This is a genomic window from Pseudomonas arvensis, assembly GCF_056688935.1.
In genome coordinates, this window is sequence record NZ_CP162038.1 from 4,198,248 (window position 1) to 4,223,635 (window position 25,388).

Below are 25,388 nucleotides of genomic sequence, written 5' to 3' on the forward strand. Positions count from 1 at the left end.
AAGGGTGAACCGGATGCAAAAAAAATGCGCCGACTGGCGGCGCGTAACGCATTCTAACAAATCCCTGGTCACGATGGCATCGGCACGCTTGTTGATATTTCCTCACTGTCGTCGCGGCGTCGGCTGACCCCGGCCCTCGCAACCTGCGTGATAGCGTCCCTCGTCACTCACCGGACCCGCCGGTGGGACCGATGGAGACGCATGTACATGGAAGATGAACGCAGCCCGCTGCTCGCCCGGCTGATCGATGAATCGCTGCCGCCGGCGCCGGCGCCCGGCCGCCGCGACATGAAAGACACCTTGCAACTGCTGAGCATCAATTCGGTATTCGACATCGTCCGACTGCCCGAAACCGAGTTTTCCAGACAAGTGGCCCAGCACACCGATGACGATGCCACAAGCCTGCACCTCAAGGCCCGCAGCGCTGCCGCGCAACTGGAAACGCTGTTTCGCGAGCAACAGGTATCGCCACCCTCCCCCGCAAAGGCCACCAGCGGCGTGACCTACAACGCCCTGTTCAAGGAGGACTGGCAACACTTTTGCGCCAGCACCTCCATTGCCGCGATGGACTCACCCGTGGCGTATCTGCGGGCGCTGTATCTGTTCGCCCTGCAACTGGAAAAAAACGCCCACGGCACGGCAGTGACCACACTGGAGCAACGTCGACCCGACCTCAAGGACCTGCAGATCAACCCCCACAGCGTGTCCGGCCAACGCCCCATGCTGTCGATCATCAACCAGACGCTGCTCGACAATCTCACCGGGGGCGATCAGAAAAAAGCCTGCCAGCTCTTGAGCACCACGTGGTATCCGTTTTCCTTGCCCTATCACGCCCATCACCATCAGTGCGTGCTGGGGCTGTCTGAAAGCGGGCTGTCGCTGGGTGAACTGAACTACCGAATCAGCCGCAAGCTGCCCATCACCACCCGCGCCGTGCACGCCTACGGGCACGTCATCGCCGACCATGATGACGCCCTGCCTCTATTATCCGGGCTAAGCCCACAGCAACAGGCCCTGCTCAAGCAGCCGCTGGCAAGTACGTCCGGGGCCCTCGGTTTTTATCACGACTACTACAACTGGGAGCCAGACGCAGACCTCAAGGGCCCGGAGCAGGTCGCTGACTTCCTGCGCCTCACCGGCCTCAATGCCGAAACGCTTCAGGTATTGCTCGCGCAGACCACCCACAAGCCGCGTCGCTCTCCTAACTGCTTACTGGTCGCCGATATGGCGTATGGGGCCTGTTACATCAATGGTCCGACCGGCCCAGGGATCAACCAGGTCAGCAGCCGTCCGGCCCGGCTTGTGAATGTCACGGTCGAAGGCTTCGATCGCCTGCAACGCATGATTCGCCTACAGCGCTGGCTGGATATTCCGTTCGCCCAACTCGACACGCTACTGGTCAGCGCCATGCGCTGCGAAGGTGACGCCAACCCCTCGCTGTTGATCACCCACAACACCCTGCGGGCGCTGGGGGTTTATCGTTATTTGCACACGAACTACGGGCTGCAAGCCGAAGAATTCGCCGCGATACTGCACCAATTGCCGGTCGACGCCTCGGGCGAGCGCCTGTCGTTGTTCGATCAGGTATTCAACCCGGCCGACTCGGCGCTGCCGCCTCTACAACTGGATTCACAGCCCTTCGACGCCACGACCCGGCAACAGCTATGCGCCGGCCTGGGCCTGCAGGACTCGCCGAACTCGCTGCAACTGGTGCTCAGCGCCGACCGGCACCCCAGGCGCACCGTTGTCACGGTCAGCATCCTCTATCGGCATGCGCGCATCGCAAGGTTGTTCGGTTTGTCGCTCATGGACTGCAAACACCTGCTGCACCTGCTCAAACCGGGAGGCTACCAGCAGCAACTGTCCAAACCGACACTGCGCACAACCTTGAAAGGGTCGCCGGACGTACTCGATGTACTGATGCATCTGGACTGGGTCAGTCGCTGGATCAAAAACAACGGCGGCACCCTCGCACGGGTGCGTCACCAACTACTGCTGGAACCGGTGAGCCTGGACCCGGGCGTCGGCATGCTGCTCAACGTGTTCAACAGCCATCCACAACCATCGCTCTCAACGAAGCTCAAAGAGCACACCTTCGTAGCGCAACCTGCGCAAGAACAACCGCGCTTGCCGGCGGTTGATTGGGAAGCCACCGCCCATCGCGCCTTGAAGCTGATGCGCCAGGGCAAATCCCAGAGCGCCGCACTCGATGACGCCCTGGCCACGCTCAAACTGAGCAATAACAGCAGCCACGCGTCCATGCTGATCAGGCAGGCCAAGGACACACTGCTGTCGACCCTGGACTCACTCAAGCACGACTTACGGCCTTTGTACGCTCACCTCAAACAAACCCTGCAGAGCCTGCCCCACGCGCAGGGCAATCAAATCCGCTATTTGAAATACGACGAAGACGATCATTTACTGCGCCTGCTCGCCCCCGCCGGAGCCGCCGGTTCGCCGCTGCGAACCCTCGGCCACTTGGTGTTGCTGCTGCCTCACGCCGTGGATCTACTGCAATTGCCCGTCAGCCGGCAGGCGCTGGACCACTTGCTGGCCAATCCCCATTGGCTCAATGACATCTATCAACGCCCTTCACTGCTCGAACTGACCCTGCACAACCTGTTTTTGATGGAACAGTTCAAACACTGCATCGACCACTACGGCGTGTCGGAAGAACAACTGCTGGACTACTTCAAACAGGCCAACGCCGTTTCCGACGCACCGGAGTCAAGCAGCGCCGAAGCCAACAGCCAACTCGCCCGGTTGCTGGGCTGGAGCGCCAGTGAAATCGAGGTCTTGAGCCGCGCCTTGCAGCCCCCCCATGTCACCTCCGTCGAACGTCTGGAATGGATCCTGCGTTGTCGCCAGGCCAGCGCCGACACCGGCCTGCCCGTTGAACAGCTGCTGGAGGTCTGCGGCCTGCACGGCGGCTCGACGTTCGATGAATGGCAGGCCGTGGGCGAAGCGCTTACCAGTACCCATCAATAACGCTGCCTGGCAGCCCTCTTACACGACCTGTTCAAGGACTGATCATGTCTCACGTGCTCAATCAACGCCTCAATGAAAGCCTGCGCGACGCCATGCTGGCGTACTACCTGGCGCACACAATACCTGCCGCCCAAAAGGGCAAGATCAATAACCCGGACGACCTCTACGAGTACTGGCTGCTCGACGTGCAAGTCAGCCAGGCTGTGCCCACCAGCCCGGTGGCCTGCGCGATTGCCAGCCTTCAGCAATACATCACCCGCATCCAGCTGGGCCTGGAGCCGGGTTACGAAAAACAAGGCATGACCGCGCAGCAGGACCAGGTGTGGCGTGAACAACTGCACGCCTACCCTCTCTGGAGCGCCAGCCAGCAATTGCGCTACCACCCGGCCAATTATCTGGACCCCACGCTGCGCCGTAACAAGACCGACAGTTTCCAGCAACTGGAAAACGACCTGAGCCAATACCGGCTGCAACCAGACACGGTGCTCACCGCCGTGCAGAGCTACCTGGGCCGGTTCGAGGAAATGGCTAACATCCGCACCCTGAATGGGTACATCGATGGCAATGCCTCTGAGCTGCACACCAGCCGCTATTACTTTGTCGGTAAGTCCACCTCCGAAAAAGCCTATTACTGGCGCTCGCTCGACCTGTCCAAACGCTCGCCCAGCAATCCCCTCAAGCCCTCGATACAGGCCTGGTCGGACTGGAAGAAAATCAACCTGACGCTCTCTGATGACACGGTCGAGCAGAGCATCCGCCCGGTCTTCCTCAATAACCGTCTGTATTTAATCTGGGCCGAATGCGTCAAGCCCGAGCCAACCCGCAACTTCAAGACGCCTGGCAGCAAGGACGACGACGACAATCACCTGGACGAATGGCTCAACAGCCACTACGTCAGGTTTCGTCTTAATTACTCCTACAAAAAATACGATGACCGTTGGAGCGTGCCCCTGGCATGCATCAATCAGCACTGCGCAACCGAGGAGGTCAATGCCTGCACGGCCGCGTTTCTGAAAGCCGTCACCCAAACCGTCGCCATTGTCGATGCCGACTCACCGGCCACTTTGTTCCTGGGCCTGCATGTGCCGATGCGCAAGGATCCAAAACAGCAGGACTCGTTCACCGGCAAATTTTTCCAGGCGGTCCACCTCGATCCGCATTTCAACATTACTAAAGTCGCCGACGGCGGCAGTCCCGAGCGCTACAAAGTACTGCCGGGGTCAGAACTGTCCGAAGAGATCAGTCGCCTGCTGGAAGCCTTCGATTTTAACCAGCGCGAAACAGTACAGAACGTGCTCCGCGGGGAAGCGAGCGACCACAACGGGTATTACAGCGAACTGCTGCCTGATACGGCGCGGCAGTACTTCACGTACTTTGGCTATATCAACAGAGGTAACTTGCAGTTCAAGATTGCGCCTTACACCCAACGGCATGTCACGATCAAACACCAGCACGCGCCTTTTTCAGAGAAAGACAACTGGAACTTTGAAAACAAGCAACCCCATATTGATGAGGTAGTTGCCGGCTCGCCAACGTTCGACTCAAACACCAACAAACTGATTATTACCTCAACGCTCAAGGACAACTTTCGCCAAAACTACAGCGTCACGCTAACAAAAGAAGGTATCACCCTCACCTTGATGACCCAATCTTCGCTTGACGACCCGAAAGCCATGCAGCTCGAACTGGGCGAAGGCTCGGCCATTACGGGCCCCGCAGAAACACTTAAAACTGATTTTTATGCGCTGTACTTCAGAAACTCGCTCACCCATGAAGAGTTCCCCAACTTTGTGCACGACAAAGACAAACTCTTGATCACCGCCGATACAACACCCGCGCCGAATGAATCGATTTCGTTGGCGGGCAAGTTCATTGACAAATCGGCCTTTGTGCACCTCTTTACCCACGCGCATACCCCTATGCATGTGTCCCTCAATCGCTACGGCATTTATGCGGAACCACAGACAGGCTTGCATCTGCAAAACGCGCTGAAGCTAACAAATGTAGACGTGACCACCTCCCCGCTGCGGGCCTACAAACACATCATCATGAGCGCCAACTTTGATGACTACCCACTCACCGACACCATTGATGCCAACTCGAACCGCATCCTCAATTTCCAGGACACGGCCCACGACAGCCTGGCTGGATCGAGCCCGGAGTTGCCGGCAGGGCATCGGGTCACCGCACACATTCCAGTGCCAGATTCCACTGAATCGCTGATCACGCTGATCCACGGCGTATTGACCCTCAGGCCCAGCGAAGACGGGCCGCAGATCCTGGGCTATGCACTCAAGGCCGTCACAATCAACGTCGCGGCCGCCATTCCCGGCGCCGCACCGGTGCGGCAACGCGCACCCACCATCACCCGGCTGTCTTCAGACGCGCTGGGCACTGCCGAATTCATTGACTTCTCCGCCAGCACGCTGATCAAGGACCCGCTGGCCGCCATCCGCTTGAATACCTGCTTTGCCGGCAAACTGGCAGAAGCCGCCAACATCAGCCTGGAACGTCTGTTCTCGTTGACGCCAAAGCAGTGGCAAGAACCGCCGCTGACAGCCAATGGCCCGCCCCAGGACGTTGACTTCCAGGGCGCCAACGGCAAGTACTTCTGGGAATTGTTCCTTTACCTGCCCTGGCTGGTGGCCCACCGACTGAATCATGAACAGCAATACGTCGAGGCCCTGGCGTGGCTCAACTACATTTTCGACCCGGGACGAAGCGCCGACGCCGCCAGTGATCGCCCGGCGTACTGGGGCTTTCGCGAACTGACGCGCCACGATCAGGCTACGGGTGAAGCGAGCGCTGATCCCCATCAATTGGCGCTGGCAGCGCCGGTGCATTTGCGTAAAGCGGTCTACCAGTTTTACCTCGATATCCTGCTCAATCGCGGCGATGCGGCATACCGGCAACTGACCGCTGACAGCCTGACGCAGGCCAAGCTCTGGTACACCCGCGTCAATCAGTTGCTGGAGGCTCGGCCGCGGATTACACAGGTCGAGCCCTGGGCCAGCATCACCCTGGATGCATTGGCAAAGAGCCAATCCACCGCGTTGAGACGCCTTGAGTGGCAAAGCCCGCACATCGACGAAAACCTCGCCGTTGACGGGTGTTCGTTGCCATTACTGACCGACACCGACAACCTGTGCCTGCCCTTCAACCCTGAGCTGGTTGCGCGGTGGGACAAGCTGGAAAGCCGCCTGCACAACCTGCGGCACAATCTGGACATCAGTGGCAAGCCGCTGCGCCTGGCGCTGTATGCCACCCCACTGTCACCCCAGCGGCTGTTGGTCAGCCAGGCCAAAGGCGCGCCGGACCAGGACAGCCTCGCGTCATTGACGCCTGCGCCGTCCACTCACTATCGCTTCCAGGTGATGCTGAGCCACGCCAGAGAAGCCACCGAGACGCTTATCCAGTTCGGCAACACGATGCTCAGCCTCAACGAACGCAAGGAGCAGGCTGAATTGCTTGAGCTGCAACAACAGCAGGCCTGGGACTTGGCCAATATCATCGTGAGCCAACAGCAGCAGGCCATATTGCTGGACGAAAAGAACCGCCAGGCGCTCGCTGCCGGCCGGCGGGTCATTGAGCAAAGGGCGCATTACTACGAGCGCCAACTCGCCGACGGGGTCAGCGGCGCGGAGGCTCAGGCCGGCCTGCTGCACCTGCGCAGCGCCGGCTTCGAGGCCGCCGCCGCAATCGCCGGCGCAGCCGCGGGCGTCGCGATGCTGGCGCCGAATATCGTCGGCACGTCGGTGGGTGGTTCGCGCTGGGAAGGCCCCTTCCATGCGGCGCAAGCCGTGGCCCAAGGCGCCGCCGGCGCCATGCGCAGCAGCGCCGCCGACCTCGACCGTACCGAGCAGTTCAACCGGCGTGCGCAGGAGTGGACCCTCGCGCGGGATCAAGCGCACCTCGAACTTGCCCAGATCGACGTGCAGCAACAAGCCTATGCCGAACAGGAAAAAGCCACGCGCCTGCAATTGCGCCTGGCCGAGACTTCGCTGGCGCAAGCGTGGTCCAGCTATCAATTGCTGACCAAGCGTTTTGCCAAGGCGCGACTCTACGATTGGCTCAATGTCCAACTCGGCCAGTTTTTCTACCAGGCCTATGACCTGTGCCTGTCCCTGTGCCAGGCGGCCGAAGCCTGTTGGCAATATGAAATGGCGGACTTCGAGCGCACGTTCATCAGGCCCGGCGCCTGGACTAACAGTTATCGCGGGTATCTGGCAGGCGAGGCGCTGAAGTTGTCCCTGCTCAACATGAACCGGGACTACCTGAGCCATCACGTTCGCGACCTGGAGATCGTCAAAACCCTGTCCCTGCGCGACCGCTTGAGCGAATGCGAAGTCAACAGTTTTGGTGCCACCCAGCCATTGGACACACGGGACCCGTGGAGCCTGCATAAAGGCAACTTGGTTGAAAAAGGCACCCTTGGCTTCAAGCTGACCAAGGCGCTGTTTGACCAGGACTACCCCGGCCACGTGCTGCGGCGAATCAAGAGCATCAGCGTGTCATTGCCGGCGATACTCGGCCCCTATCAGGACATCAGGGCCCTCCTGACCCAGACCGGTAACGAAATCGAACTGCCCAAGGGGGTCTCGCGCAAGGATGTCCGCGCGCACCAGCAAATCGCCCTGTCTACCGGACTGGATGACAACGGCCTGTTCACGCTGATGTTCGAAGGCAATGATCGTTACCTGCCGTTCGAATACACCGGCGCCATTTCAAATTGGACCCTGATGTTTCCCGAACCGGCCCGGCAGAAAGCCATGCTGGAGTCGATCAACGACATCGTGATTCACGTGCGCTACACCGCCAGGGCAACAGGCAAGGGTGAGCGCTTATGAACAGCACGCCCATCAACGCCCCGGCGCTGCCCAAGGACGGCGCCTCGATTCAGGCCACGAGCAAGGGCTGGGGCGATATCGGCTTGAGCGGTGGCGCAACGCTTGAAATCCCCCTGCCCGTTTCTGCGGCGCGCGGCTTCGCTCCCGCCATGACCTTGGCGTACCACAGCGCAGCGGGTAACAGCCCATTCGGAATGGGCTGGACGGTCCCCGTGAACACGGTGAGCCGGCAAACCTCCCTGGGCGTGCCGGCCTACACCGACCACGACCGGTTTATAGGCCCCAATGGCCAGCCCCTGCTGCCCGAACAGGACGCCAAGGGCAACCCGATCAGCCGCCACGAGACTGGGCAAGCCGCTACCCGTTACGCCGTGACCCGCTATTGGCCCAGGGCCGAGCGTGAGTTTGATCGCATTGAGCGCTGGCAATCGGCGGGCGACCCGACGGGGTTCTGGTTGATTCACAGTGCCGACGGCAGCCAGCACCTCTATGGCAAAACCGCCGCCGCGCGGATTGCCGACCCGGACCAGCCTGAACACGTCGCACAGTGGCTCTTGCAGGAAAGCCTGAGTGCCCACGGTGAGCACATTTACTACCACTACATACAAGAAACCGAGACGTCGCGCGCGCCACGCGACTGCCGCGCCCAGCGCTACCTGGACAAGGTCTGCTACGGGAATTTCACCGCTCGGGACAAGGAGCGTCTGTACCTGCTTGAAACCGACGAGGCTGCATCCAGGGGCTGGCACTTCCAGTTGCTGTTCGACTACGGGCAACGCACCGCCGAACTGGACAAGGTGCCGTCCTACGCACCGGACACGCCCTGGACGCTGCGCAAAGACCCCTTCTCCAGCTTCGCCGACGGTTTTGAATGCCGAACCTTGCGCCTGTGCCGGCAGGTGCTGCTGTTTCATCATTTTCCCGACGAAGCGCAACTGGGCGGCTCACCGGTGCTGGTCAAGCGCGTGGTGCTTGAATACCAGACGCTGCGCAATGGTGTGAACCTCCTGCTCGCCACCCACGAACATGCCATCGACCGGCACGGCAGGATCAGCAGCCTGCCCCCCTTCGAATGCCTGTACCAGAAAGTCGACCTCAAGCTTGATACCGCGCGTTTCCAACGCCTTGACGACTTCCCCGGACTGAACGACGGCCAGCGCTATCACCTGGTCGATCTGTACGGTGAAGGGTTGCCGGGCATCCTGTACCGCTCCGACAAGGCCTGGTACTACCGCGAACCGCAACGGGCCGAATCCGCCGCGGCGGATGAGGTGAGCTACGGCACCGCCCGGAAAATCCCCGCAATCCCGACGGCGGACAGCACCTATCCCATGCGCCAGCAACTGACCGATGTCACAGGTGACGGGCGCCTCGACTGGGTGAGCGGCCGCCCCGGCCTCAGAGGTTTTTTCAGCCTGAGCGCCCAGCTCAATTGGTCAGGGTTCATCGGCTTCGACGCACTCCCCCAGGAGTATTTTCACCCCGACGCGGTCTTTGGCGACCTGATGGGCCGCGGCAATAACGACTTGGCCCTGGTCGGTCCGCGCAGCGTGCGCCTGTATGCCAACCGCCAACACGCCGGGTTCGCCCCGGGTGTCGACGTGCCCCACGCGCCAGCCGATGACGCGCTGCCCACCGTCTCCCGCTCAAACCGGGAATGGGTCGGTTTCAGCGATGTTCTCGGCAGTGGTCAGCAGCATCTGGTGCGCATCCGCCACGACCGGATCGAATGCTGGCCCAACCTGGGGCGTGGTCGATTCGGCAAGGGTTTTGTGCTGGCAGACCTGCCCTTCGACCACGAGACGTTCGACGCCGCCCACGTAGTGCTGGCGGACCTGGATGGCTATGGCGGCGCCGACCTGCTGTACCTGACGCCCGATGAGCTGCGCATTTTCAGCAACCAGGGCGGCAACCGCTTCGACATCACGCCCCGCGTGTTGTCATGGCCCGAAGGCGTGCGGTATGACGCACTCAGCCAGGTCAGCCTGGCCGACTTGAACGGCCTGGGCTGCCCCAGCCTGATCATCAGCGTCATGCACCCACAGCCTCGCCATTGGCGCTATGACTTCTACATCGACCGGCCCTACCTGCTCGCGTACACCACCCACCACCTCGGCAACCGGTCAAGGGTGTTCTACCGCAGCAGCGCCCAGGAATGGCTGGACGAAAAAAAACAGTGCAGAGACCAGGGCAACCCGGCCATCAGCCAATCGCCGGTGGCCATGCCTGTGGTCAGCCGTCAAACCCAGCACGACGAAATCAACGACAGCACCCTGAAGCGGCGTTTCAGTTACCGACAGGCGTATTACAACTCCGTTGAGCGGGCCTTCCAGGGCTTCGGCCTGATCCTCCAGACCGACACCGAGACCGCCGCTGACGGCGCGACGCAAACGCGACGTCTGACCAAGCGCTGGTTCCATACCGGCCAAGCGCTGGATATGCCGGTTGCGGGCTACAGCCAGCATGATTTACAAGCGATCAGCCTGGGTAAAACCCTGTTGTGCAGTTATCAGGCGCCGGGGCAAGCGCACCCCACCGACCACAACGACGTGCAATTGCCCGCCCCCACGCCAGAGACCTTGGACGACGCGGCCTACGCGCTCAAAGGCGTGCTGCTGCGCGAGGAAATTTTCGCCGATGACGCCGCGCAGAATGTGCCCTGCTCGGTGCAACAGCATCGCTATCTGGTACGCCAGCTTGCCAACACACAACCGTGGGCGCGCATGCTGGTATTGCCCGTGGAATCCATCGACTGCCAATACGACCAAGTGCCCGATGACCCCGTGTGCAAACAGCAGATCAACCTGCGCTGGGATGCGTTTGGCAGCCTGGTCCACAGCGTCACCGTGCACCTGGCACGCAACAAGACCGCCGACGACGCTCCGCCCGCCACCCTGGATGACGGCCATCGGCAACAGTGGTGGCGCGACAGCCATGACCCGGCGCAACAAGCCTATTACCTGAACGAAACCCTGGCGCAGTGGATTCATCTGACACAAGACTCACAATGGCGCCTGGGCCTGCCCTATCGCCAGCGTGACAACGCCTGGGTGTTGCCCAAAGGCCAGCCAGGTGGGCTGAGCGGTTCGGCCCTGTCCTATGAACACTTTATCGACCGGCGCTCCGGGCCGTTAGGGCCGCAGGCGCCACGGGTGCTGAGCGGGCTGTCGGTCCAGTATTACCGCGAAGCCGGGCCCGGCGGTCATGCGCTGGAGGCCGGCACTGCCACGCTGCAGGCCCTGAGCGACGGCCTGGAAACCGCTGAACTGGGACCCGAGGCGCTGCAGGCTTACCAGGCGATACCGCAAATGCCCGGCCAGGCCCCCTGGAAACTCACGGCCCAGTTGCAACAGATCGGCTATCGCCCCATGAGCGTATTTTTCTCTATCGGCGACGCCGAACAAAAAGCGCCACCGCAGCTCTGGTCGATGTGCCAACACAGGTCTCGGTATCTGGACGCAACGGGGTTTTACCAGTTGCACAGCTGGCGCCTGACGCAAGCCCTGGGTGAAACCACGCTGACCTACGACCCATACGGGTGCCAGGTCACCCAGGTACAGCAGGCCGACGGTTGCGTCAGCCGAGCCGAGCATGATTACCGGCTGCTGCTGCCGGTCAGCCTCACCGACGCCAATGGCACCGTGCAGCAGGCGCTGTATGACGGCTTCGGCCGACTGATCGCTACACGCTATGAGGGACGCGAATCAGGCAAGACCCAAGGCTTCGGCCCCTTGCCGCAGAGCACCCAGTTGCTGGACACCACTGTCGAACAGGCCATTGAGCCCCCTCAAAGCTGCCTGGGGCAGGCGGCCAGTGCGCATTTTTACGCGGCACTCAGTTGGATGGGCACGATCGCCGAGGCCGATAGGCGAGACGAATGGGTGACTAAGGGTTATCTACTGCCCGGTGGACAGATCCGCGCCAAAGCCAGATTGCGCGCAAGCAACCCGGCGCAAATAACCCATGCCGACATGCAACGGCTCGCCACCTTGATTGCCCAGGCACGCCGAGAGCCGGCCCATCGCCTGACGCTTTTGGCCGATCGCTATCCCGACGACCCCGAACGCACTGTGCGCCTCAGCCTCACCTATTGGGATGGCAGGGGTCGCCCCTTGCAGCGCGTGCACCAAACCGAGCCGGGCGACGCTTGCCTGATCCTGCCCACCGGAGAGGTGAGCGCTGAACACGGGGTCATCAACCAGGTGCACGCCAACCCACGCTGGTGCGTCGACGAACGCGTCGAATACAACCACCAGGACGCGATGACGCGCATCTACCGCCCTTACTTCGCCAGCCGGCCCTCTTACAGCCACGGTCGCGCCTTACGTGACATCGCCCACAGCGACCGGCAATTCCATGATGCCCTGGGGCGTGCCATACGCACCGAGACCGCCAACGGCGCGATAAAGCGCATGCGCCATTGCGGATGGTATGTGGTCAGCGAGGATGAAAACGACACCTGGGAGGAAACGGCCGGCGGCACTTGACCCGAATGGCACAGGTATCCGCACTTCTTCATACAAGCAGCTATCGAGCGCAAGCGAGGCTGCGTTGGCGCCCCGCAGATCGCGGGGTGTCAATACGTACGCCACGCAGCCGCGCCAAGGCTCGGCAGCTGCTACATAAGGGGTTCACTCGAAATGTGTAGTCAGCGCCGGGAGGCCGTTCGCACAGCGGCGCTGCGTGGACGGTAGGCTTTCCAGGCTGACGCACGTGTGTCCCAGGGCGCATCGACACGCTGCTGGCCTCGATAGAAAATCACCCTGCCTGCCAGTTGCTGGCGATGCCGGTAGAGCCAGCGCAGTTCGGAACCGGTCACCGAGCGCCGGGTCTTGCGAATCACTGCCTCCATATCCACTCCCTCCAGCGCAAAATGCACCACCGCCCTGCTCTGCGAGCTCGTCAGGGTTGCCAGTGCCGACTTGCTGCTGCGGCTGATCACCTTTTCTTGAATCGCCCTCAGCCCATGGCCCATGTGCTGACGTACAGTCTTGGTAAACGAATAATCGCTTTCAGCCAGTTCTTCGACAAAACGCCTGACGAACTGCCGATTGGCGGTGGTTGACGAACAACCTGAATAACGCGCCAGAATATTTTGATAGAACTGTCGCGCAACCGCTGGAACTTGAATGGCAAGAGTGCGCTCACGTCCGGTGTCACGCTCTTGGGGTTCGGGTGTGCCCATTTCTCGAAAACGCCCGAACTCACTCAACGCGCTCGCTAATCCACCTGTCCACCGCTCCACATCGGGGCCGGAAAAATACGCCGCCAGAATATCCCCTCGCGCAGTCAGCTTCGACCAGAAGCTCCTGTAGTGGGTCACCGCAGCACTGAGTCCAAAAATCATGTCGCCACGGCTGGGCTGGAACTGCTCACCAAAGGTCGCCTGCCCACCCCATGCATCGGTGAAACGCAAGGGGTTGCCCCTCACCATGGCGTACAGATTCAAGCCATCCCCTTCCCCCGCCGGGTCCGGGCTGATCCAGCGCTGCAGCCAGGGCGCGTAATACCGCGCGCCGTAGTAATACAGCCCGGTGGCGTCGCGCTCCTTGCCCGCATACCGGTAAAGCCTGTCGTCGCCCTGGATCGCCGTCCTGCTGGCGCTCCACGCCGTCGCGCCATAAGGGTAGTAGCCTTCCTGGCTCAGCAACCGCCCCTGCTCGTCAACCACCAACAGGCTGCTGTTGAGATGGTCGAGCACGTGAAACTGAACCTGCTCGGCGTCCAGGCCATCGGGGCGGCCATGCTCCCATTGCAGCACCGTCACTCGACTGCCCTCCACGTCGAGGTCCAGCAGGTTGAGACGCTGGCCCCTGCGCCAGTGCATCTGCAGGCCCGGCAAATAATAGGTGCGTTGGGTATGCGAGGTGTCGCCGACCTGATTGCGCCTGACCTTGAGTACACGCTGGCCCTGGGCATCGTAGAGGTAGGCCTCGACGTCCGGCTCGCCCTCCGCGCGCACGACCTGGGTCACGTAGGCCAACTGGTTGCGCACATTCCAGACCATCTGCTGGCCGCTGCCCAGTATGCGCTGGTTGCCATTGCCATCAAACGCCGCAGCGGTAGGCGGCGAGTCGCCGGGCACGGCGCGATTGCTGTCGGGAGCGAGGGTCATGCGTCGGGTATAACCGGACCCAGTGCCCGAGGCATGGCGCACCAGCGTCAGGTTGCCACCTTCATCGTAGGTGTAACGCTGGGTGTAAGGGCGCCACAACCCATCATCCGTCGCCCCGAACAACACCTGCGGCGGCGGCGCCTGACCCGCCGTGCTGCGGGCGTTTTCCCACCCCGTGGCGAGGGTGAGTTGGTACAGCGTGTCGTATTCGTAACGGCTGAGCGCCTCGATGCGCGTGTTGCTGTGCCATTGCGTGGGCTGTGCCCGGTCGCTGAGGCTGAGGATATTGCCCACCGGGTCGTAGGTGTACGCCAGGTCCTGCAAGGGCTTGTCGGCTTCGCCCTGACGATAGGTCTTCATCTGCAAGAGCCGCGCACTTTGCGGGGCATAACGCAGGGTCTTGATCAGCGTGGTGCCGGCCCGTTCGAAGGTCAGCTGCCCGTTGGCGTTGTACGCGCGCTCGTGCAGCAGCAGGTTGCGCACGCCACCCTCAGGGGTGATGGCGAGAGCCTTGAGACGCCCATGCAGCCCATAGGTCCGATGCTGGCGATTGCCCTTTGCATCGATCTGCTCCAGCAATCCACCCACAGCGTCATAACGACGAGTGGTGGTGTATGCCGCCCTTTCCAACAGCAGATCCTGCGCCTCGACCGTCGCAGGCCAGTCGACCGGTGCGGCATCAAGCCGAAAGCGCCGGGTTTGCTGCAGCTCGCTCTGGTCAATCGCATAGGCATTGATCAGCAGGGTACCGGCAGGGTCGGCATGCCGGACCAGGCGACCGCAGCTGTTCAGCGCTGCGGCTTCGGGGGTGGCCCCCGCGTATGTGAGGCGCTCGACACACCGCTCGCGAGGCTCGTCGGCTGCCTGTTCGAATACGGCGACCGGGCGTTGCAACGTGTCGTAGGCGTAGCGTTGACAGGCGCCCCTGTTGTCCCAGGTACGCAGCAATTGCCCCGCCTCGCTCAGCAGCATCAGGCGGCGGCCGGCGTCCGCACTGTCGCGCAAAAGCGTCGTCCCGGAGAGGCTGTGGACCAGGGTTTCGCAAGCCCGTGCCCGGGGCGCCTGGGCACTCGCGGCATACTGACGCGGATCCCACTGTTGCTGCACAAAACCGCTGGCGCCATACACCTGGCGACTGATACGCGGCTGCGGTTCAGTCTGGGCGTTGACGCGATGATAGGCCAGGGTGCGGACCGTTAACCCGCGGGGGTCGAACGCCACAATCGTGGGGGTGTTTCGATGGAGTGAAGCAGACATGATCACATGACCCAAGTTGCACTATGGTCAGCAGAGCCTAGGGATCAAGGAAAGGAAAAAGAGGTAGCGGGTTATGGCAGCCCGCTTCAACCGGCGGCTGCCGGTTGAAGCCAGGGCGGGGGTTTAATGCCCGCCAGCACAGGTCGGCGAAGCAGGCGCCGCGCCGATTTGCACCCACTCTTCAGGGGTGTAGGTATGCAGCGCCAGCGCATGAAATTCGCTCATCAGGTCACCCAGGGTGGCGTAGACCTTCTGGTGGCGCTTGACGCGGTTGAGCCCCTCGAACTGCTGGCTGACCAGCACGGCCTTGAAGTGGGTCTGCAACCCACGGCTGTGCATGTGGCTTTCATCCAGCACGCTCAAGTGTTGCGGGTCCAGGGCGGCGAGCGCCGTTTCGATACGCTGTTGCATCGTCATTCCTGCTTACTTCTTCTTGGCCGGGGCAGCTTTGGGCGACAGCTCGTTGGTCATGTCTTCCAACAGCTTGTTGACCACCGGTACGGCGCTTTCCAGTTTGGTCTGGGTCATCTGGGCCGATTGCTGGGTCAGTTGCGGCATTTTTTCCAGGACTTTCTTGCCCAGTGGCGACTGGTAGAACGCAACCAGGTCCTTGAGCTCGGATTCGCTGAAGTTGGTGGTGTAGAGCTTGACCATGTCCGGCTTGAGCTTCGGCCAGCCGATGGCTTGGTCCAGGGCGGCGTTGGCCTTGGCCTGGTAGCTGTCCAGAACGGACTGCTTGGCGGCTGGCGCCTTGGTCTGTTCGAAACGCTGGGCGAACATCTGCTGCACTTGCATGTACACCGGGGTACCCAGCTTGTCGGCATGGGCCAGGGTCAGGAAGGCTTCGGCACTGGCGTTGTGGCTGGCGGTATCGGCAAAAACCTGGCCGCTGGCGCAAACCAGAGCAACCGCGGTACAGATGGCACGAAGACGAGTCATCGAGTTTCCTTTCTAGCTGGCGAGGTAAGACCCCAAGGGCGCCCATTCTGCGCCTAAAAAACCTCGCGGCTCAACCCCGAGCCTTGTCGGGCGCGGATTGCCCGATGAAAAGTCTTTTAGGGAACCCACCTGGCCGATCACGGCCTAAACTGCGCTAACTGACTTCAAGGAGAGTGCCCGATGAGCCGTATCGAAACCGACAGCCTGGGAGACGTGAGCGTCCCGGATGATGCTTACTGGGGCGCCCAGACCCAACGCTCGCTGGTGAACTTTGCCATCGGCGAGCAGCGCATGCCCTTGGCGGTATTGCACGCCCTGGCCCTGATCAAGAAGGCCGCCGCACGGGTCAACGACCGCAATGGCGACCTGCCCGCCGACATCGCCCGCCTGATCGAACAGGCCGCCGACGAAGTGCTCGCCGGCACCCATGACGACCAGTTCCCGCTGGTGGTGTGGCAGACCGGCAGCGGCACTCAAAGCAACATGAACGCCAATGAAGTGATCGCCGGTCGTGCCAACGAACTGGCAGGCAACCAACGCGGCGGCAAGAGCCCGGTCCACCCGAACGATCATGTGAACCGCTCCCAGAGTTCCAACGATTGCTTCCCGACGGCCATGAGCATTGCGGCGGTTCAGGCTGTCCACCAACGCTTGTTACCGGCGATCGCCACGCTTTCCGGCGGTCTGGCCGAGCAGGCCGCACGGCATATGAAGCTGGTGAAGACCGGCCGCACCCATATGATGGACGCCACGCCGATCACGTTCGGCCAGGAACTCTCGGCGTTTATCGCCCAGCTCGACTACGCCGAACGCGCCATCCGCAGTGCCTTGCCCCAGGTGTGTGAGCTGGCCCAGGGCGGCACGGCCGTCGGCACCGGGCTCAATTCGCCCCATGGTTTCGGCGAGGCGATTGCCGCCGAGTTGGCGGCACTGTCCGGGCTGCCGTTCGTCACCGCGCCGAACAAATTCGCCGCGCTCTCCGGCCATGAGCCGCTGGTAACCCTTCACGGCGCGCTGAAAACCCTGGCGGTGGCGCTGATGAAAATCGCCAACGACCTGCGCCTGCTGGGTTCCGGACCGCGCGCCGGGCTGGCGGAAGTGAAGCTGCCGGCCAATGAGCCGGGCAGTTCGATCATGCCCGGCAAGGTCAACCCGACCCAGTGCGAAGCGCTGTCGATGCTGGCCTGCCAGGTGCTGGGCAACGACGTGACCATCGGCATCGCCGCGAGCCAGGGGCATTTGCAGTTGAACGTGTACAAGCCGGTGATCATTCACAACCTGCTGGAGTCGATCCGCCTGCTGGCCGATGGCTGCAACAACTTCCATGAACACTGCATCGCGGGCCTTGAGCCCGATGCCGCGCAAATGGCCGAACACCTGGAGCGTGGGCTGATGCTGGTGACCGCGCTCAACCCGCATATTGGCTACGACAAATCGGCAGAGATCGCCAAGAAAGCCTACGCCGAAGGGCTGACGCTACGGGAAGCGGCGCTGGAACTGTGCTACCTCACTGACGCAGAGTTCGACCAGTGGGTACGCCCGGAAAACATGCTGGAAGCCGGGCATTAAGACGCCAAACGCAGCCGCCGGGCCTTGAGCCCGGCGAGCAGCGACGGCGCCAGCGCAACAGCCGCCGAACCCAGCACCACCACCAGCGCCCCGACATAGCCCAGGGCGTTGATCTCTTCGGCCTGCACGTAATCCGGCCACAGCCAGGCCGCCAGGGCCACCGCCACAAAGGTCACCAGCGGCGTGAGCGCCAAGGTCGCACTGACCCGCGAGGCCTCCCAGTGGGCCAGGGCTTCGGCGAACGCGCCGTAGGCCACCAGCGTATTCATGCAGCACGCCAGCAGCAGCCAGCCTTGCAGAGGACTCAGTTGCAGCGCCTCCAGCGGATGGGCCCAAGGCGTGAGCAACAAGGCGCAGGTGAGGTAGATCACCATCATCACTTGCAGCGAATTCCACACCGTCAACAATTGCTTCTGGCCCAGGGCATAGAACACCCAGACCGAGGTGGCGAGCAGGACCGTCAGCACGCCGGCGGTGTAGGCGCCGAGGGACGTCAGCAATTCTTCCAGGCGCTGGTTGAAGAACAAGCCGAAACCCGCGATCAAGACGAACAACCCCAGCACTTGCCCGCGGCTGAAACGCTCCTTGAACACAAACACGCTGGCGATCATCAAGAAGATCGGGCCCATCTGCACCACCAACTGGGCGGTGCCGGGGCTGAGCAGCTTCAGGCCCACCAGATACAACACGTAGTTGCCCACCAGCCCGCACACGGCCATCGCTACCAGCCAGCCGCCCTTGGGGTCGAGCACCTTGCGGCTGGGTAAACGCTTGGTCGCGGCGAGGTAAACGAACAGGCAAGCTCCGGCCACGGTGAGGCGAAACCAGGTGACGGTGACCGGGTCCATCACTTGCAGCACTTGCTTGAGTTTGATCGGCAGAATGCCCCAGAGGAATGCGGTCAGCAGGGTCAGGAGAAAACCGTAGACCCAGCGGCCGGAGGAGATGTGCATGAGTGCCCCAAAAGCCAGAGGTGTAGGAGCACGCATTCTAGGGGTATGCAGTGCCCTTTGGGTACTGCCGCAAAACCTGCCCTCGCGCAGGCGTCATGGCACCCCCATCACCAGCACACCGCTGCCGCTGATCGCCCCTGGGGTCGGCAGGGAGCCGTTTCGCCGGACCAGGGAAAACGTGACGTCGTCGCCACCCACGCTGTTGGTGATGCGGGTCAGGAACGAACCGTTCACTTGAACCGCAGAACCCGCACGGACAAGGGCAGTGCCCACGTCGGGGTTGGTCATCCTCAGCAGGCGCGAGTCAAACCCCGTTGAAATGCCTTTGTAGGTAATGGTGATCGGTGTGTTAATCCCACCGTCCGGGCATGAGTAGGTGAGTCTGCGGTTGCTGACAATGGTCGATGTCAACGGGTCGGTGCCGATTGCTCGCTGGTGTACGTTGCCGAAGTTGATTTCGATAGGGTTGTTATTATTGATCGTGCAGGTTGACGGAGAAATACTGAAGTTGTTGGCAGCGGTGTACGTGAGTACAAGCACCGTACTCGTGGAGGCGTAATTATTAGTCTGGCGCAGTCGTAACACACCAAGAACGTCCCCTATGCGCACATCAATCGGGTTAGTCGGGTTGTTGCGTATCAAAATATAAGGTGTTGCATTGATCGGGACGCCCACCCCGTTGTTGGGCATGGAGGCCAGGTGTATTTCATACGGGACAGGGGTGTTCAAGTACGCTCCGTTTATTCGTAAGCCAGTGCCTTGGCTAGCGAATTTTGGGCCGGGCGTCCAAGGAGCACCGGCTAGCGCTGAGGTTCTCCAGAAATCCACAAACGAAGGGAACGGTTGACCGGGAGTGAATCGGCATTCCAACCTGGCTCCTTCCAGCACGACACGGCTACTATCCGAGTCCAATCGGACAGTTACAGGGACCTGCAGGTTCAGAGTACCACCAGCCCCTACGTGTACCCACTGTCCACCATTTACCCGGCAATCGGCTGCTCTCACGGTCGTAGTAACACCAATCAAGACGAGAAGCACAACGGCTCCATATAGTCGTTTCATTTTGATCTCTCGTTGCCCCTCCCCCCAGGCACAGCCCAACGCAAACTTACGTCCGGGTTTTAAGCCGCCTGGCAGAGAGTTGAGGTTTATCTGAGGCTGTTTTCAACCTATAAATGGCGGTTCGCAGCTACGGGTAATCCAACGTAAACGTGGAGGTCACCGTGTACGCGCCATGCCCTATGGTTTGGTCGCGGATGGCGTCCGGCTCCCCCTGCACATAGGCTTTGAGCTCGATCACGTTATTGCCATTGCTCAGCACCTGTTTGTCGCTGACGGCATTCAAGGGCAACGGCTTGTCGCTCAGCGTCTCGATACCCACCCCGATACCCGAGGCACCACTGCCACCGTCCAGCGCGAGCAAGCCGGGAAGCGCCGTGTTTTCCCTGCCGCCGAACATGATGGTGACCGTGTTGCCGACCGTGGTATTGCAGTCGTCCAGGTGCAGCCTGAACCCCTTTCCCCGTGAACGGGTGTTGAGGTACAGATGCTTGCTGGTCAAATTCCAGAGCTCCAGCGTAATGGCCTCGTCGCCGGGCCGAATGGTGCAGGCCTGCTCAACCAGGTTGCCCTTGAAACTCAGGTTGTCCGCCGCCCGCCCCTGAGGCATCAGCCCGAAGGTGAGCAGAAATATCAGCCCGACACAGGACCAGCACTTCAGCGTCATTTCATGTCCCATGGACTCAACTCCTACTGGTATTCGGCCAACAACGTGGCCACCGCCGAAAACCTGGCGGGCGTCAAAATGGCACCTGGCCGTTGCACCGGGACCACATCCAATGTCGGCGGTGATGACAGGGTGATGTTCAGCGGCTTATTGAGCGCAAACGGCAGGTTGTTCTGGAAAATCCGAATGCCCAACTCAGGCACGCTGGTTTGCACTGCGGCGCCATCAAACGTCGTTGAGGTGCCGTTGACGCTCAATTTCAAGACCCACGGCAGTGTGTCGGTACCACAACTGATGGTGTAACCAACGCCCTTACGGTATTTCTCGCCGTCGACGCGCTGCACCCCGACATCCCCAAAATCGACTTCAATCGTGTTCCCCGCATCAATCGTGCAGGGAGGAGGCTCGTTGAGCGTTCCACTGAACGTCAAATTGGCTGACGCACCACCGCAAAGGCCAAGGGAACACAAGGCGAGCAACGCTCGCCGCTGCCAATCGCTCATTGATCGTTCCTCTTCATTGGTATTCGACCACAAGGGTGGCGGCGGCATCGAACGCCCCGCCCGTCAGTGTGCTGCCCGCGCGTTTGACAGGCACCGCCTGCACCACCGGAAAGTTGGGGTGCGTAAAATTCACCGCGGTGTTGAGCGGCCAGTCGGCGCCATTCACAAACAGCTTTACCCCCAGGTCCGGCTTGCGGGTCAGGAGCACACGGCTGTCGAACGCAGCTCCCGCCCCCTTGAGTTCCAGCGTCATCGCGTTGCTGAACGGTGCGCCGCAGGTAACGGTGTAAGGCACGTCCCGCCGATAGTTGACCCCGTCAACCCGTGACGTCAGCAGGTCATTGCCAAATGGCACATCCAACGTACTGCCACCGTTGATGACACACGGCGGTGGCGCAACGATGACCGCACGGACGGTCAGGCTGGTCTCGGCCCGCACACCCTGGCTGACAGCCCACAGCATGCTGCTGCCGACAAAAATGGCCAGCGGGCCAATTGATTTCGCCATTGCTCTGCCCTTACTCATAATTGAGCCTGAATTCCACCACGGCCCGAAATATCCCACTGGTCAATGGCGCAGCGGTGCGCGTGGGCCGAACATTCCAGGTCTGGGTGTTTCGGCCAACGGGCAAGAACAGCGGCTCGCCCCTTGAACCCAACTGCACATCACGGCCCAGGGCATCGGTCAAAAGCAGGCCCATCCCGGTGACGCCCTGGACTTTGACCAGCCGTGAATCCTGCGCATCGGCAGGCGCGCTGAACGCCACCGACAGCACGGGTTGGTAGGCACTCCATGTCAGGTTCCCCGTACGTTCGCTGCGCACCCGGCCTGCGGTGCGCTGGCAATCGGTAAAACGCAGCTGGAATGCCTTGGCCGGCGCCTGGTCACCCGGCCGCTGCAACTGGCTGGTCGACACAGCGTCCAGGTCAACCGTCTGATGCAGTGATGCCATCTCCACACTGCACGGCGATTCATGCATGGAGCCGAGTACATTGAGCAGCCCACTCAAGCCTTCGATATCCTCTCCATCCTCGGCATGCGCCCCCACCGCCAGGACCCACAGCAGGCCGCCCAGGACTTTCACACGTTGCGAGGTCATAACGTTCTCCAGCAGCAGGCAAGACTTATTCAGGCGATACAGCCTGCACGTTCACGTTGCAGGTGCCGCCACTGCAGGTGAAGACCAGCAGGGGACGACCGCCGTAATCATTCACGTAGGTCAGGTGAGGCGTGGCGCCCAATGCAGTGGCCGTCGGCCCCAGCGTCATCGCCCCTTTGGGCGGGACCATAAGGGGCGCGAAGCCCGGCACGGTCTTGCCATCCTTGCTGCTGCGCGCATCCACCAGGGTCACGTAGTAAGGCGTAGGGTTATTGACCCGGTATTGATCGCCCTCTCGGGTGAGGGTCAATCGTTGCTGCCAAGGGTTGGAAAAGTCCTGCTGGCTTGGCGTGATCGCTTGCGGTCGGTAGAACAGCTTGACGCGGGTCTGCAACGCGATCTGCAGCGTGTTGGACTTATCGCTGCGTGGCGGGATTTCCCTCAAGTTGAAGTAATAGACCGTCTCTCGATCCTGCGGTAACGACTTGGCCGCCGGCAACGCCTGGACTTTCACCTGGCTTTGTTTGCCGGGCTCCAATCGTTGAACCGGTGGGAGCACGATCAAGGGCGAGGTGATTTTGTTACCCGACTCGTCCTCGATCCAGCCCTGGGCCAAATACGGCAACTGCTTATTGTTGTTGGTGATGTTCACACTGGTAGCGTCTTTGCCACCATCGAAAATCACTCGGGTACGATCCAGGCCGATTGCGGCGCTGGCGCTTTGGCTCAAGCCCAGTGCCAGCAGCACCAGGGCGCTGGAGGTAAAGCGTGTGTCAAGCATCATGAGGCTGTGTTCTCCGTATCGTTGGGCTGGCCGGTCATCGCAGCCGGCTCGGGCGAGGATGGGGCAGCGGCTACGCGCTGGCAGTGCAGTTGCAGGGCATCGGTCAAGCCATCAGCGGGCAAAATGACCGGGAGCGTGAGGACGCATCGCTCATCACCGCCCCAACTGACGACCATTTGCTCGCCGGCCCGAATACCGCTCAGGTAGACATGGCCGCCGTCATTCACAATCCCGGTGTCCTGTTGTTTCAGGTTCTTCACTGTCGCGCCGAAGGGCGGTGAGCTGCCATTTGGAAGACGCAGAACGGCCATGGCCTTTTCCCCGGCAATCACATCCAGCGTGCGATAACCAATCGCCCCCTCTGTGAGCGTGAGTTGCGTGACGGATTGAGTCGCTTCGACATTGCTCGGCAAGCGCTCCAGATCAACACTGGCCGCCGTACGCTGATAGCTGCTGATATCGGCGATGACCGCTTTGCCGAACGCGTTACTGCGCGTCGGTGAGCCGTAACCGCGCACTGGAACATCGGGCACACCGCCGGTATCGATCATCAGGCGAGTGCCGCCCGTACTCGTGGTCCGGTGCAACGCAGCGCCGTAGGCCGTGAGCGTGCCGCCACCTCGCGCAGACACACCGAGGGTTCTGGAGTCGCCCTCTTGGGTACTGGCGCTTAGATCGATGTCGGCCCGGTCGCCCATGTGGTTCAGGTAACCACTGACGGACGTGTCGCTGGCACTGAGCTGATAACTGTTGCGCTCATCGAGGCGATCGCTGTAGCGCGCTGCACCGCCGTTTTTGCCGGCGGTCCTGTTGGCATCCAGCGACAATGTGCCGGAACGCCCCAATGGCAGGCTGACCGTGATTGCCATCCCGTTGTCGCGGTAGTTGTATTCCTGGGTGCGAAACATATTCATGGACAGGCTCATGTTTTTAACCGAGCCCACGTTGAAGTACCGTGACAGCGAGAGGTTCCAACGCTGAGTGTCCGGCCGGTCCCAGTAGGTTTGTTTGTGGTAGCTGGCGTAGACCGTCGCACTCAGCTCACGCAGCTGCTTGTTGACCGTCACCGTATACAGCGCCTTGCTGCCGCCAATAGGCCTCCACCCCTCATCGGGATCCCGGTAATCCCCGCGCCCGCCAAGTTCGCCGTTCAATCCGTAATACCGGGCATCCAGGTATTCACTCATGGTCAAGAAATTCTTCTCGGAAAACCGGTAACCGGCGAAGGTCACCTGGCTGTCGTACTCTTCAAAGTTCTTGGAATATTGAAGGCGATACGATTTGCCCGAGAGCGTCTCGCCCCACACGCTCGCATGGGACTGCGTCACGTCCAGCGAGACGGCCCCGAACGCCAGCAAGTCGCGCCCCGCCCCAACGGATAACGCCCGATAGTTGTTATCGCTCACTGCGCCGCCAAACAACGACCAGCCGTTGCTGATCCCCCAGGAAAACTCTCCGGTACCGAAAAAGTCCCCATCAGAGCCGTTCTGAAGATTGGACGGTCGCCCGGCCGCCAATTTGTAGCGAACTTGCCCGGGCCGCGTCAGGTAGGGGACACCTGCCGTATCGATCTGGAAGCTGTGTACCGTGCCGTCCTGTTCCTCCACACGCACGTCCAGCTTACCCGTTACCGCGTCCTGCAAGTCTTGAATGCGAAACGGACCTGCCGCGACCAGGGTTTCGTAAAGCACACGCCCCTGCTGGCTGATGATGACTTTCGCATTGGTTTTGGCTACCCCAACCACTTCCGGCGCGTAACCACGCAGGTTGGGCGGCAACTGGCTCTCATCCGAGTTGAGCGCGGCACCGGTAAAACGAAAGCTGTCAAACAGATCCGAATACAGGTAGTTCTCGCCCACCAGCAGACGCGCCTTCAGCGAAGGAATTGCGCGATACGCGTAGTAGCGGCTCCACTCCAGCTTTTGAGGCCCTGCCGCCTCTTGCCGACCACTTTCGACACGCCCCTGCCAATCCGCCCTCAAGCGCCAGGCGCCAGCATTGGCCCCGACGGTGCCGTTGCCACTGACGTTCCTGCGACTGCCATCGCCCCTCTGGTAGTTGGACTGCGCCGTCAGGCTGTAGTCAATCAACACCCCCGCGACCCCCTCATCCCAACGGGAGGGTGGATCCCAATTAGTGGCGTTGTACTCAAGATACGCCTGTGGCAGGTTGATGCTCAGCGTGGAACTGGCCAGATCACCAGTGACCTCCATGCCAGGCATACTTTGAATTTCCAGGCACTCCCCGTCCTTCCACCATATAAGTTTGCTGGCATCGGAAACTTTCAAGCCCAACTGTTCCACAAGTGTGCGGGATAAACAGGCCTGACTGCCCTTGGGATCTTCATCGGGGGGATAGAACGCCACCGGTTGTTCCGCAATAGGCTGGCCGTTGATGTGCACTACCATCGAATACGTGCCGGGCAAAATAAACCCGCTGCGCGCAAATTGAGACAAGTCAATATTGGTGCGATCAATCAGGTCGAGAACGTCGGTATTGAACTCGATATCCGCGCCACCCAATGCAGTTCCCGCCAGTGACATGAGCCCGCCAAACAGACCAGGGCGCAGCGTATTTTTAATCTTCGCTGTATTCAACATGAAAGCC

General features: G+C 61.1%; 15 protein-coding genes. 4 read left to right on the plus strand and 11 right to left on the minus strand.

The genetic code is table 11. From position 1 onward, the window contains the following. Window positions 1–207 precede the first annotated feature (207 nt). Genes AB3G88_RS18905 through AB3G88_RS18915 form a run of 3 tightly spaced genes read left to right on the plus strand, consistent with a single transcriptional unit; the run spans window position 208 to window position 12,322 of the window. Window positions 208–2,988 (plus strand): Tc toxin subunit A, encoded by a 2,781-nt coding sequence (locus tag AB3G88_RS18905; RefSeq protein ID WP_480451171.1) that lies wholly within the window; start codon window positions 208–210, stop codon window positions 2,986–2,988. Window positions 2,989–3,032: 44 nt separating this feature from the next. Continuing rightward, window positions 3,033–7,835 (plus strand): Tc toxin subunit A-related protein, encoded by a 4,803-nt coding sequence (locus AB3G88_RS18910; protein ID WP_480451173.1) that lies wholly within the window; start codon window positions 3,033–3,035, stop codon window positions 7,833–7,835. Then, entirely contained in the window at window positions 7,832–12,322 is a 4,491-nt protein-coding gene (locus AB3G88_RS18915; protein WP_480451175.1) for a SpvB/TcaC N-terminal domain-containing protein, read from the plus strand. The genes AB3G88_RS18910 and AB3G88_RS18915 overlap by 4 nt, the downstream gene beginning before the upstream one ends. Window positions 12,323–12,483: 161 nt before the next feature. On the opposite strand, the gene AB3G88_RS18920 is transcribed toward AB3G88_RS18915, so the two are convergent. The 3 genes from AB3G88_RS18920 to AB3G88_RS18930 all read right to left on the minus strand — a co-directional run bounded on the left by AB3G88_RS18920 (window position 12,484) and on the right by AB3G88_RS18930 (window position 16,146). Continuing rightward, window positions 12,484–15,207, minus strand: coding sequence for an RHS repeat-associated core domain-containing protein (locus AB3G88_RS18920; RefSeq protein WP_480451177.1), 2,724 nt, complete (start codon window positions 15,205–15,207; stop codon window positions 12,484–12,486). 123 nt (window positions 15,208–15,330) lie between these two features. After that, window positions 15,331–15,624, minus strand: a complete 294-nt coding sequence (locus AB3G88_RS18925; RefSeq protein ID WP_099586329.1) for a BolA family protein — start codon at window positions 15,622–15,624, stop codon at window positions 15,331–15,333. 6 nt (window positions 15,625–15,630) lie between these two features. After that, window positions 15,631–16,146: a DUF2059 domain-containing protein gene (locus AB3G88_RS18930; protein ID WP_191959195.1), complete on the minus strand. Its 516-nt coding sequence runs from the start codon at window positions 16,144–16,146 to the stop codon at window positions 15,631–15,633. A 180-nt stretch (window positions 16,147–16,326) separates the two neighbouring features. Between AB3G88_RS18930 and AB3G88_RS18935 the strand changes: the two genes are divergently transcribed. Then, window positions 16,327–17,715: a class II fumarate hydratase gene (locus AB3G88_RS18935; protein WP_480451180.1), complete on the plus strand. Its 1,389-nt coding sequence runs from the start codon at window positions 16,327–16,329 to the stop codon at window positions 17,713–17,715. Here the strand turns inward: AB3G88_RS18935 and AB3G88_RS18940 are convergent. From AB3G88_RS18940 to AB3G88_RS18975, 8 genes are all read right to left on the minus strand, one after another. Continuing rightward, window positions 17,712–18,668: a DMT family transporter gene (locus tag AB3G88_RS18940; protein WP_480451182.1), complete on the minus strand. Its 957-nt coding sequence runs from the start codon at window positions 18,666–18,668 to the stop codon at window positions 17,712–17,714. The two genes, AB3G88_RS18935 and AB3G88_RS18940, sit on opposite strands and share 4 nt — an antisense overlap. 93 nt (window positions 18,669–18,761) lie before the next feature. Next, window positions 18,762–19,730: a fimbrial protein gene (locus AB3G88_RS18945; RefSeq protein ID WP_112196323.1), complete on the minus strand. Its 969-nt coding sequence runs from the start codon at window positions 19,728–19,730 to the stop codon at window positions 18,762–18,764. Window positions 19,731–19,857: 127 nt separating this feature from the next. After that, window positions 19,858–20,406, minus strand: coding sequence for a fimbrial protein (locus AB3G88_RS18950; protein WP_480451184.1), 549 nt, complete (start codon window positions 20,404–20,406; stop codon window positions 19,858–19,860). Window positions 20,407–20,417: 11 nt separating this feature from the next. Then, the gene (locus AB3G88_RS18955) at window positions 20,418–20,897 is read right to left on the minus strand and encodes a fimbrial protein (protein ID WP_480451186.1); all 480 of its coding nucleotides are present in this window, start codon (window positions 20,895–20,897) and stop codon (window positions 20,418–20,420) included. A gap of 13 nt (window positions 20,898–20,910) precedes the next feature. Continuing rightward, window positions 20,911–21,405, minus strand: a complete 495-nt coding sequence (locus AB3G88_RS18960) for a fimbrial protein (protein ID WP_480451188.1) — start codon at window positions 21,403–21,405, stop codon at window positions 20,911–20,913. 10 nt (window positions 21,406–21,415) lie between these two features. Then, window positions 21,416–21,997 carry a fimbrial protein gene (locus AB3G88_RS18965; RefSeq protein ID WP_480451190.1) on the minus strand — a complete coding sequence of 194 codons (582 nt, stop codon included), beginning with the start codon at window positions 21,995–21,997 and terminating at the stop codon, window positions 21,416–21,418. Window positions 21,998–22,022: 25 nt separating this feature from the next. Next, entirely contained in the window at window positions 22,023–22,781 is a 759-nt protein-coding gene (locus AB3G88_RS18970) for a fimbria/pilus periplasmic chaperone (RefSeq protein ID WP_191946550.1), read from the minus strand. Continuing rightward, the gene (locus AB3G88_RS18975) at window positions 22,778–25,381 is read right to left on the minus strand and encodes an outer membrane usher protein (RefSeq protein ID WP_480454455.1); all 2,604 of its coding nucleotides are present in this window, start codon (window positions 25,379–25,381) and stop codon (window positions 22,778–22,780) included. The genes AB3G88_RS18970 and AB3G88_RS18975 overlap by 4 nt, the downstream gene beginning before the upstream one ends. Window positions 25,382–25,388 lie beyond the last annotated feature (7 nt).

Bases quoted from the DNA above. Each gene is read 5' to 3' on its own strand.
- AB3G88_RS18905 (WP_480451171.1), top strand. From the start codon at position 208: ATGGAAGATGAACGCAGCCCGCTGCTCGCCCGGCTGATCGATGAATCG.
- AB3G88_RS18910 (WP_480451173.1), top strand. From the start codon at position 3,033: ATGTCTCACGTGCTCAATCAACGCCTCAATGAAAGCCTGCGCGACGCC.
- AB3G88_RS18915 (WP_480451175.1), top strand. From the start codon at position 7,832: ATGAACAGCACGCCCATCAACGCCCCGGCGCTGCCCAAGGACGGCGCC.
- AB3G88_RS18920 (WP_480451177.1), bottom strand. From the start codon at position 15,207: ATGTCTGCTTCACTCCATCGAAACACCCCCACGATTGTGGCGTTCGAC.
- AB3G88_RS18925 (WP_099586329.1), bottom strand. From the start codon at position 15,624: ATGACGATGCAACAGCGTATCGAAACGGCGCTCGCCGCCCTGGACCCG.
- AB3G88_RS18930 (WP_191959195.1), bottom strand. From the start codon at position 16,146: ATGACTCGTCTTCGTGCCATCTGTACCGCGGTTGCTCTGGTTTGCGCC.
- AB3G88_RS18935 (WP_480451180.1), top strand. From the start codon at position 16,327: ATGAGCCGTATCGAAACCGACAGCCTGGGAGACGTGAGCGTCCCGGAT.
- AB3G88_RS18940 (WP_480451182.1), bottom strand. From the start codon at position 18,668: ATGCACATCTCCTCCGGCCGCTGGGTCTACGGTTTTCTCCTGACCCTG.
- AB3G88_RS18945 (WP_112196323.1), bottom strand. From the start codon at position 19,730: ATGAAACGACTATATGGAGCCGTTGTGCTTCTCGTCTTGATTGGTGTT.
- AB3G88_RS18950 (WP_480451184.1), bottom strand. From the start codon at position 20,406: ATGGGACATGAAATGACGCTGAAGTGCTGGTCCTGTGTCGGGCTGATA.
- AB3G88_RS18955 (WP_480451186.1), bottom strand. From the start codon at position 20,897: ATGAGCGATTGGCAGCGGCGAGCGTTGCTCGCCTTGTGTTCCCTTGGC.
- AB3G88_RS18960 (WP_480451188.1), bottom strand. From the start codon at position 21,405: ATGGCGAAATCAATTGGCCCGCTGGCCATTTTTGTCGGCAGCAGCATG.
- AB3G88_RS18965 (WP_480451190.1), bottom strand. From the start codon at position 21,997: ATGACCTCGCAACGTGTGAAAGTCCTGGGCGGCCTGCTGTGGGTCCTG.
- AB3G88_RS18970 (WP_191946550.1), bottom strand. From the start codon at position 22,781: ATGATGCTTGACACACGCTTTACCTCCAGCGCCCTGGTGCTGCTGGCA.
- AB3G88_RS18975 (WP_480454455.1), bottom strand. From the start codon at position 25,381: ATGTTGAATACAGCGAAGATTAAAAATACGCTGCGCCCTGGTCTGTTT.